This window comes from Atlantibacter hermannii (genome assembly GCF_009907385.1).
Taxonomy (GTDB): domain Bacteria; phylum Pseudomonadota; class Gammaproteobacteria; order Enterobacterales; family Enterobacteriaceae; genus Atlantibacter; species Atlantibacter hermannii_A.
The window spans coordinates 1-8,726 of the sequence record NZ_JAAATR010000043.1; the positions used below are offsets into that span (position 1 = coordinate 1).

At 56.4% G+C, this 8,726-nt stretch carries 5 protein-coding genes; 3 read left to right on the forward strand and 2 right to left on the reverse strand.

The window, feature by feature from the left end:
- Window positions 1-156 precede the first annotated feature (156 nt).
- A complete protein-coding gene (aegA, locus tag GV764_RS13460; protein ID WP_161660604.1) occupies window positions 157-2,142 on the reverse strand; it encodes a formate-dependent uric acid utilization protein AegA in 1,986 nt (661 codons plus the stop codon).
- Window positions 2,143-2,453: 311 nt separating this feature from the next.
- Between aegA and narQ the strand changes: the two genes are divergently transcribed.
- The 3 genes from narQ to acrD all read left to right on the forward strand — a co-directional run bounded on the left by narQ (window position 2,454) and on the right by acrD (window position 8,105).
- Window positions 2,454-4,166, forward strand: coding sequence for a nitrate/nitrite two-component system sensor histidine kinase NarQ (gene narQ / locus GV764_RS13465; RefSeq protein ID WP_161660605.1), 1,713 nt, complete (start codon window positions 2,454-2,456; stop codon window positions 4,164-4,166).
- Between the two features lie 26 nt (window positions 4,167-4,192).
- A complete protein-coding gene (gene narP, locus GV764_RS13470) occupies window positions 4,193-4,837 on the forward strand; it encodes a nitrate/nitrite response regulator protein NarP (RefSeq protein ID WP_125294154.1) in 645 nt (214 codons plus the stop codon).
- A gap of 151 nt (window positions 4,838-4,988) precedes the next feature.
- Window positions 4,989-8,105 carry a multidrug efflux RND transporter permease AcrD gene (gene acrD, locus GV764_RS13475; RefSeq protein ID WP_161660606.1) on the forward strand — a complete coding sequence of 1,039 codons (3,117 nt, stop codon included), beginning with the start codon at window positions 4,989-4,991 and terminating at the stop codon, window positions 8,103-8,105.
- 106 nt (window positions 8,106-8,211) lie between these two features.
- Here the strand turns inward: acrD and ypfM are convergent, their stop codons facing one another.
- Window positions 8,212-8,271, reverse strand: a complete 60-nt coding sequence (ypfM, locus tag GV764_RS13480; protein ID WP_121497584.1) for a protein YpfM — start codon at window positions 8,269-8,271, stop codon at window positions 8,212-8,214.
- Window positions 8,272-8,726: the final 455 nt, after the last annotated feature.

The window sequence follows — 8,726 nt, forward strand, 5'->3', positions numbered from 1 at the left end:
ACGGCGAGCCCCCCTGGCCCGTTCGCGTACTTCGGTGCCAGAGACAAACTCGAAAGCCCAGGCGAACGGAACCCTTCCACCGAACGGAACAACTGAACCATTCCACTTAACGGAACCATTCCACCGAACGGCACTATTCCACCGAAAAAAATAACCTCAGTGAGCCACCTGCTCCTCCAACGCCAGATACTTTAAAATCCCCCGCGCCGCGTGGCGCCCTTCCGCCATTGCCGTGACCACCAGATCCGCCCCGCGTACCGCATCGCCGCCGGCGAAAATCTTCGGGTTGGTCGTCTGATAACGATACTCGCTCTCCACATTCGCCTGGATCCGCCCCCAGTCGTCGAGCTTCACGCCCTGCGCCTCCAGCCATGGCATCGCGTGCGGATGGAAACCAAACGCCATCACCACCGCATCGGCGCGCATCACAAATTCGCTGCCGGGGATCGGCTGCGGGCGGCGGCGGCCCTGGCTGTCGGGTTCGCCCAGCGCCGTACGCAAAAAACGCACCCCGCAGGCGTTGCCGGAGTCATCCAGCACCACATCCACCGGCTGCACGTTAAATTCAAACTGCGCCCCCTCCTCCCGCGCGTTTTTCACCTCTTTACGCGAGCCGGGCATATTCTTCTCATCACGACGATAGGCACAGGTCACTTTCGCCGCCCCGTGGCGCAGCGAAGTGCGCACGCAGTCCATCGCGGTATCGCCACCGCCCAGCACCACCACCTCTTTGCCCGCCATATCGATATACGGCTGTGTATCCAGTTCCGCCAGGCCCATCACCTGTTTGGTGTTGGCGATCAGGAACGGCAGTGCGTCATACACGCCCGGCGCATCTTCATTGGGTAAGTCGGCTTTCATCGAACGATAGGTGCCCACGCCGATAAATACCGCGTCGTATTCGTCCACCAGCGTAGCGAGCGGAATGTCTTTGCCGATTTCGCAGTTCAACTGGAAGGTAATGCCCATCGCCGTGAAGATTTCCCGCCGCCGCTGCATCAGGGTTTTATCCAGCTTGAACGACGGAATGCCGAAGGTCAGCAACCCGCCGATTTCCGGGTGCAGGTCGTAAACCGTGGTCTGTACGCCGCTGCGCGCCAGTAAATCGGCGCAGGCCAGCCCCGCCGGACCCGCGCCGATAATCGCTACGCGCCCCGCCGTGGGTTTAACGTAGGAGAGATCGGGCCGCCAGCCGCGGGCAAAGGCGCGATCGGAAATGTAGCGTTCAATATTGCCAATGGTCACCGCGCCGTGCTCATCGCGTACCGTACAGGCCCCTTCGCATAAGCGGTCCTGCGGGCAGACGCGCCCGGTGATTTCCGGCAGACAGTTAGTGTGATGTGACAGCTCCACCGCTTCGTTTTCCCGGCCCTGCTTCACCAGTTCAATCCACTGCGGAATATGATTATGCAGCGGGCAGGTCCATTCGCAGATGCTGTGTTCGCCGCAGCTCAGACAGCGTTCGGCCTCTGCTGCCGCCTGCCGGGCGCTGAACGGCAGAGAGATCTCATCGAAACCGGTTTTCCGCTGCGCAAGGGGGAGTTTGTCCGGCTCACCGCGTGGGGGCGTCGCGGCCATTTGACGCACTTTATCGCCTGGATCTGGCACATTACGTAACGCCAGCCCGCCATGGGGCGACTGCGCTTCGCGGCAGGCGCTGTCAACGCGACGGCTGCGCGCCAGGCGCTGGAGCGAATCCCCGCCCACCACACGCAGTGCGTTCGACGGACACTGCTCTACGCACGCAGGCCCGGCATCGCGTTGATGGCACAGATCGCATTTATGGGCGTGCGTCGTGACGGCACCGTGCGGTCCGCAGGCGCTTTCCACCATCTGCATCACGCCAAACGGGCAGGCCAGCATACAGGATTTGCAGCCGATACATTTGCGCTCATCGAGCTGAATGCTCTGCTGGGTTTTGGTCAGCGCGCCGTTCGGACAACTGCACAGGCACGGTGCGGATTCACAATGATGGCAGGTTACCGCGTTGCGAATGTTGCCCTGTTTCAACACGGTAATACGCGGGCGAAAAGCTGACGCCGTCAGCACGTGCTGCTCGTTATTATGGGCCATCACGCATGCCACTTCGCATGCATGACATCCGATGCAGCGCGACGCATCTGCAAAGACAAACCGGTTCATCCTACTTACCCCGCCATGACTCATATTGTTCAAGGGGGTATTTCTTAACCAGTCTGTGACGGCAGCGCAACGGGCGTTTGCACGAAAAGAACCCAAATTGACCCGTAAGCTGAACCAGATCAATTTATTTCGCTGAAACTGAAACCCCGTTTTGCTGAAATTTTTGTTATCAGGATGTCAGCAGCGTTTTAGCGGCAGGTTATAGATCGAAAAATGCTGATACCTGACGCGAAAGTTTCCTGAAAGGCTGTTTCACGTCCCGTCAGATTCTGGTAGGTTGCGACCACCTTTGCAGTTCAGGGAGCAGTTCGGTGATTGTTCAACGCCCGGTATCCACAAGCCTTGCTCGCGCCTTTTTTTACATCATGTTGCTGTCGCTGCTTTCGACGGGCGTTGCCCTGCTGACGCTTGCCAGCAGTCTGCGCGATGCCGAAGCGGTGAATATTGCCGGTTCGCTGCGCATGCAAAGCTACCGTCTCGGCTATGAGTTGCAGGCCAACGATCCGCAGCTTGAGATCCATCGCCAGCAATATGACACCGCGCTGAATTCGCCGGTGCTGATGTTGCTGAACCGTTGGTATGTGCCAGGCGAAGTGCGGGCGCGCTACGCGGCGCTGCACGAGAACTGGCAGGAGATGAATAACCGCCTGCTGGTGCGCGATCTGGCGTGGTACCAAAACAATATTTCCGGCTATGTGCATCAAATCGATCTGTTTGTGCTGGCTCTACAACACTATGCCGAGCGCAAAGTGATCCTGGTGGTGCTGACCTCACTGTTCGGCTTTATGGCGATTTTCACTCTGGCCGTGTTTACCCTGCGGCGCATCCGCCAGCAGGTGGTGGAGCCGCTGAACAACCTGGTGCGCGCCAGCCGCAGCATTGAGCAGCAGCAGTTTGATTATCCGCCGCTCAATACCGGGCTGGATAATGAACTGGGCCTGCTGGCCCGCTCGTTCACCCGCATGTCCGGCGAGTTACAAAAGCTGTATCGCTCGCTGGAAGAGAACGTGCGGGAAAAAACCCTGAGTTTGCAGGAAGCCAACCGCATGCTGGGCGTACTGTATAACTGCTCCCAGGCGCTGAACGTCAGCACCATCGATCAGCACTGTTTCCGGCGGATTTTACAAATTGTCCGCCAGCACGAAGCTATCGGCGCGATTGAGATGGAAGTGGGCAGCCACTGGCGCCTCAGCGAAGGGGCAGGCGAGCTGATGTCTCCCTGGCATACGCTGCCGCTGGCGATGCAGGAGACCGTTTTTGGGCAGTTGCGCTGGCAGTCGCTGGGGAAAAATCCGTCGCCGCAGCTGATGGAAAGCGTCGCCAATATGCTGGGGCGCGGGCTGTATTTCAACCAGGCGCAAAAGCATTATCAGCAGTTATTATTGATGGAAGAACGCGCGACTATCGCCCGTGAACTCCACGACTCGCTGGCCCAGGTGTTGTCGTTTTTACGCATCCAGTTGACGCTGCTGAAGCGCGCGGTGCCGCAGGAGAATAGCAAAGCGCAGCAGATTATTAGCGATTTCGACCGGGCACTGAATGACGCCTACCGTCAACTGCGCGAGCTGCTGACCACGTTCCGCTTAACGCTGCAACAGGCGGATTTACCCTCGGCGTTGCAGGAGATGATCGAGCCGCTGCGCGGGCAAACCGCCGCCGCGATCCATCTGGATTGTAAAATGTCGCCGCTGGCGCTGGATGCGCAACAGCAGGTGCATTTGCTGCAAATCGTCCGCGAGGCGGTGCTGAACGCCATTAAACACGCCAATGCCAGCGAGATTTCCGTGAGCTGTTTGACGTCGCCGGACGGCAGCCACGCGGTGTATATCCGCGATAACGGCACCGGGATCGCCAGCCTTGATGAACCTGCCGGTCATTATGGGCTAAATATTATGCATGAACGTGCCGAAAGATTAGGTGGGGTGCTAACCATTTCGCGTCCGGTCAATGGCGGAACCATGATTGGCATCAGCTTTACCACACCCCAGGCAATGTCTGACGTGGAAAACGTCTCATTACAATAACCACACCGTATTACAGGGAGACCAGGATGACGGAAAAACAACAGCACCAGGTATTGATTGTCGACGATCATCCGCTGATGCGCCGCGGGATTCGCCAGTTGCTGGAAATCGACGACAGCTTCAACGTGGTGGGTGAAGCCAGTAGTGGGACAGAAGCGATTAGCCTCGCCAATCGTCTTTCGCCCGACGTCATTCTGCTGGATCTGAATATGAAAGGGCTGAGCGGCCTCGATACGCTGCATGCGCTGCGCCGCGACGGCGTCAGCGCGCGGATTATCGTGCTGACGGTGTCCGATGCGCGCAACGACGTGTATGCCCTGATTGACGCGGGCGCAGACGGGTATTTGCTGAAGGACAGCGATCCGGAAGAACTGCTGGCGGCGATCCGCCACGGCGCGCTGCACGGTGACGCGTTTAGCGAACAGGTGCGCGAATACTTAAATAATCGTAAAGATAGCGTAAAAAGCGACGATCCCTTTACCACGCTGACTGAGCGGGAACTGGATGTGTTGCAGGAAGTGGCGCGCGGTCAGTCAAATAAGCAAATCGCCATGGTGCTGCATATTTCTGAAGAGACCGTAAAAGTCCATATTCGCAACCTGTTACGTAAGCTGAACGTGCGTTCACGGGTGGCGGCGACGGTGCTGTTTCTGGAAACGCGCGGGCTATAATCATCCTCGCAGGCTGGGCCTTCAGCCTGCAAAAACTGAATACTAATTTACACTATCTCCTCAATTTCTCCACGTTTGACCTGGGGTAAGCGGATACAGTTAAGCGGGCCCTAATAATAACGCTGCGAAGCATTAAGAGGTTTTGACACACATGGCGAATTTCTTTATCGATCGCCCCATTTTTGCCTGGGTGCTGGCCATCATTTTGTGTCTCACTGGCACGTTAGCCATATTTTCGTTACCTGTTGAGCAATACCCCGAACTGGCGCCGCCGAACGTGCGGATCACCGCCAACTACCCCGGCGCCTCGGCGCAAACCCTGGAAAATACCGTCACCCAGGTCATTGAGCAGAACATGACCGGCCTCGACAATTTGATGTATATGTCGTCGCAAAGCAGCGGGACCGGCCAGGCGTCGATTACCTTAAGTTTCGCCGCCGGCACTGATCCGGACGAAGCCGTGCAGCAGGTGCAAAACCAGTTGCAGTCGGCGATGCGTAAACTCCCCCAGGCGGTACAGAACCAGGGGGTGACGGTGCGTAAAACCGGCGATACCAATATTCTGACCATCGCGTTTGTCTCTACCGACGGCAGCATGGATAAACAGGATATCGCCGACTACGTCGCCAGTAATATTCAGGATCCGTTAAGCCGCGTGGACGGCGTAGGCGATATCGACGCCTACGGCTCGCCTTATTCGATGCGGATCTGGCTGGAGCCCGGCAAGTTGATTAGTTATCAGCTCACCACTCAGGACGTGGTGAACGCGATTGAATCTCAGAACAGCCAGATTGCCGTGGGCCAGTTGGGCGGTACGCCGTCAGTGGATAACCAGGCGCTGAACGCCACTATCAACGCCCAGTCGCTGTTAGAAACCCCGGAACAGTTCCGCGATATTACCCTGCGGGTCAATCAGGACGGTTCGGAAGTGAAACTCGGCGATGTCGCCGTGGTCGAGATGGGCGCAGAAAAGTACGACTATCTGAGCCGCTTTAACGGCCATGCGGCATCCGGGCTGGGGATCAAACTGGCATCCGGGGCCAATGAGATGGCGACGGCGGAACTGGCGCTGAAAAAACTCGATGAACTGGCCCAGTACTTCCCCCACGGGCTGGAGTACAAAGTCGCCTATGAAACCACCTCGTTTGTTAAGGCCTCAATTGTCGATGTAGTGAAAACGCTGCTGGAAGCCATCGCGCTGGTGTTTCTGGTGATGTACCTGTTCCTGCAGAATTTTCGCGCCACGCTGATCCCGACTATCGCCGTTCCGGTGGTATTAATGGGCACTTTCGCGGTGCTGTACGCCTTCGGCTACAGCATTAACACCCTGACGATGTTCGCCATGGTGCTGGCAATCGGTCTGTTGGTGGATGACGCCATCGTGGTGGTGGAAAACGTCGAGCGCATCATGAGCGAGGAAGGCTTATCGCCCAGAGAAGCCACGCGCAAATCGATGGGGCAGATCCAGGGCGCGCTGGTGGGTATCGCGATGGTGCTTTCCGCCGTGTTTATCCCGATGGCCTTTTTTGGCGGCACGACCGGCGCGATTTACCGCCAGTTCTCTATCACTATCGTGTCCGCCATGGTGCTGTCGGTACTGGTGGCGATGATCCTCACCCCTGCCCTGTGCGCCACGATGTTGAAACCGCTGCAAAAAGGCGAGCACCACGGTCAGCGCGGATTTTTCGGCTGGTTCAACCGGATGTTCAGCCGCAATGCGGCGCGCTATGAGCGCGGCGTGGGCAAGATTTTGCACCGCAGCGTGCGCTGGATGCTGATCTACGCGCTGCTGCTCGGCGGCATGGTGATCATCTTTTTACGTTTGCCGACTTCGTTTCTCCCGCTGGAAGACCGGGGGATGTTTATCACCTCGGTGCAGTTGCCCAGCGGCGCAACCCAGCAGCAGACGCTGAAAGTGGTTCAGCAGGTGGAGCACTATTTCTTCACCAAAGAGAAAGACAACGTGATGTCGGTATTCGCCACCGTGGGCTCCGGGCCGGGCGGCAACGGGCAAAACGTGGCGCGGATGTTTGTACGCCTGAAAGACTGGGACGACCGCGACGAGAAAACCGGCAGTTCGTTCGCCATTATCGAACGCGCCACCAAAGCGTTTCAGGGCATCAAAGAAGCGCGGGTGTTCGCCAGCAGTCCGCCCGCGATTAGCGGTATGGGCAGTTCGGCGGGCTTTGATATGGAACTTCAGGATCACTCCGGAGCCGGTCATGACGCGCTGATGAAGGCGCGCGACCAACTGCTGACGCTGGCCGGCGATCATCATCAGTTGACCCGGGTACGCCATAACGGCCTGGACGACAGCCCGCAGTTGCAGATTGATATCGATCAGCGTAAGGCGCAGGCGCTGGGCGTTTCCATTGACGATATTAATAACACCCTGCAAACCGCCTGGGGCTCCAGCTATGTGAATGATTTTATGGATCGCGGGCGGGTGAAAAAGGTCTACGTACAGGCCGCCGCGAAATATCGCATGCTGCCGGACGACATCAATCAGTGGTACGTGCGCAATAAAGACGGCGGGATGGTGCCCTTCTCCGCCTTCGCCACCTCGCGCTGGGAAACCGGTTCGCCGCGCCTTGAACGTTACAACGGCTATTCGGCGGTTGAGATCGTCGGCGAAGCCGCGCCGGGCGTCAGTACCGGGACCGCGATGGATATTATGGAGCAGTTGGTGAAGGAGCTGCCGGTCGGCTTTGGCGTTGAGTGGACGGCGATGTCGTATCAGGAACGGCTTTCCGGCGCGCAGGCTCCGGCGTTGTACGCCATTTCCCTGCTGGTGGTCTTCCTGTGCCTTGCGGCGCTGTATGAGAGCTGGTCGGTGCCGTTCTCGGTGATGCTGGTGGTGCCGCTGGGCGTGATCGGCGCGCTGCTGGCGACCTGGCTGCGCGGACTGGAAAATGATGTCTATTTCCAGGTGGGGTTACTGACAGTAATAGGGTTATCGGCCAAAAACGCGATACTGATTGTCGAATTCGCTAACGATATGAATGCGCGCGGCAAGGATCTGATGGCCGCCACGCTGGAAGCCTGCCATCAGCGTCTGCGCCCGATCCTGATGACATCGCTGGCGTTTATCTTCGGCGTACTGCCCATGGCGACCAGCAGCGGCGCGGGATCCAGCAGCCAGCACGCCGTCGGCACCGGGGTGATGGGCGGCATGATCTCCGCCACCGTGCTGGCAATTTTCTTTGTACCGCTGTTTTTCGTGCTGGTAAGAAGGCGGTTCCCGTTGAAGGAACGTCCGGAAAAGTAACAGATTTGATGTAAAAAAAAGCGGCCTGTGAAGGTCGCTTTTTTAGTGGGTTTACCCACGATTTATTATTCTAAGAACGTCGTGTTCTTGATTTCATACTGGATGGTTACTTACGCAGCATCCCATCAATAAAATCTTTCCAGTTCCCTAGTTCACGATCAATCATAACTACCTCTCTTATTATATTTTCATTATATGAAAATATATCTTCTTCGTGAAGATATTTTAGCCAACTGCTTCACCCTTCTTTTTTTGGTATTCAGCGTTGTTGAAAAGTACTATGCCGCGTTTCTGATACATAAGTCGTGACAGACCGCAATATTTTGAAATTTGCTTTAAAATAAGAACTTACACACAAAATACGTTACAAAACTGTGTAATAGCGGCGTGTTATCGGCGCTGATGATAACAGACAACTTTCTTTTCCATCACACTTTTCACTGAATTGATTAATCTGCAATCATTGCGACGATTATCATTGCTTCTGTTAATATCTATCACTTAGTACATACACAATGGTTATTATTCAGGCGTTATTCATCAACAGGGGTAAGGGGTATGTCATCTGCATAATTAACGCTGGATATTTATATTGCAGGACAGGCATTCATTCTATTTAAT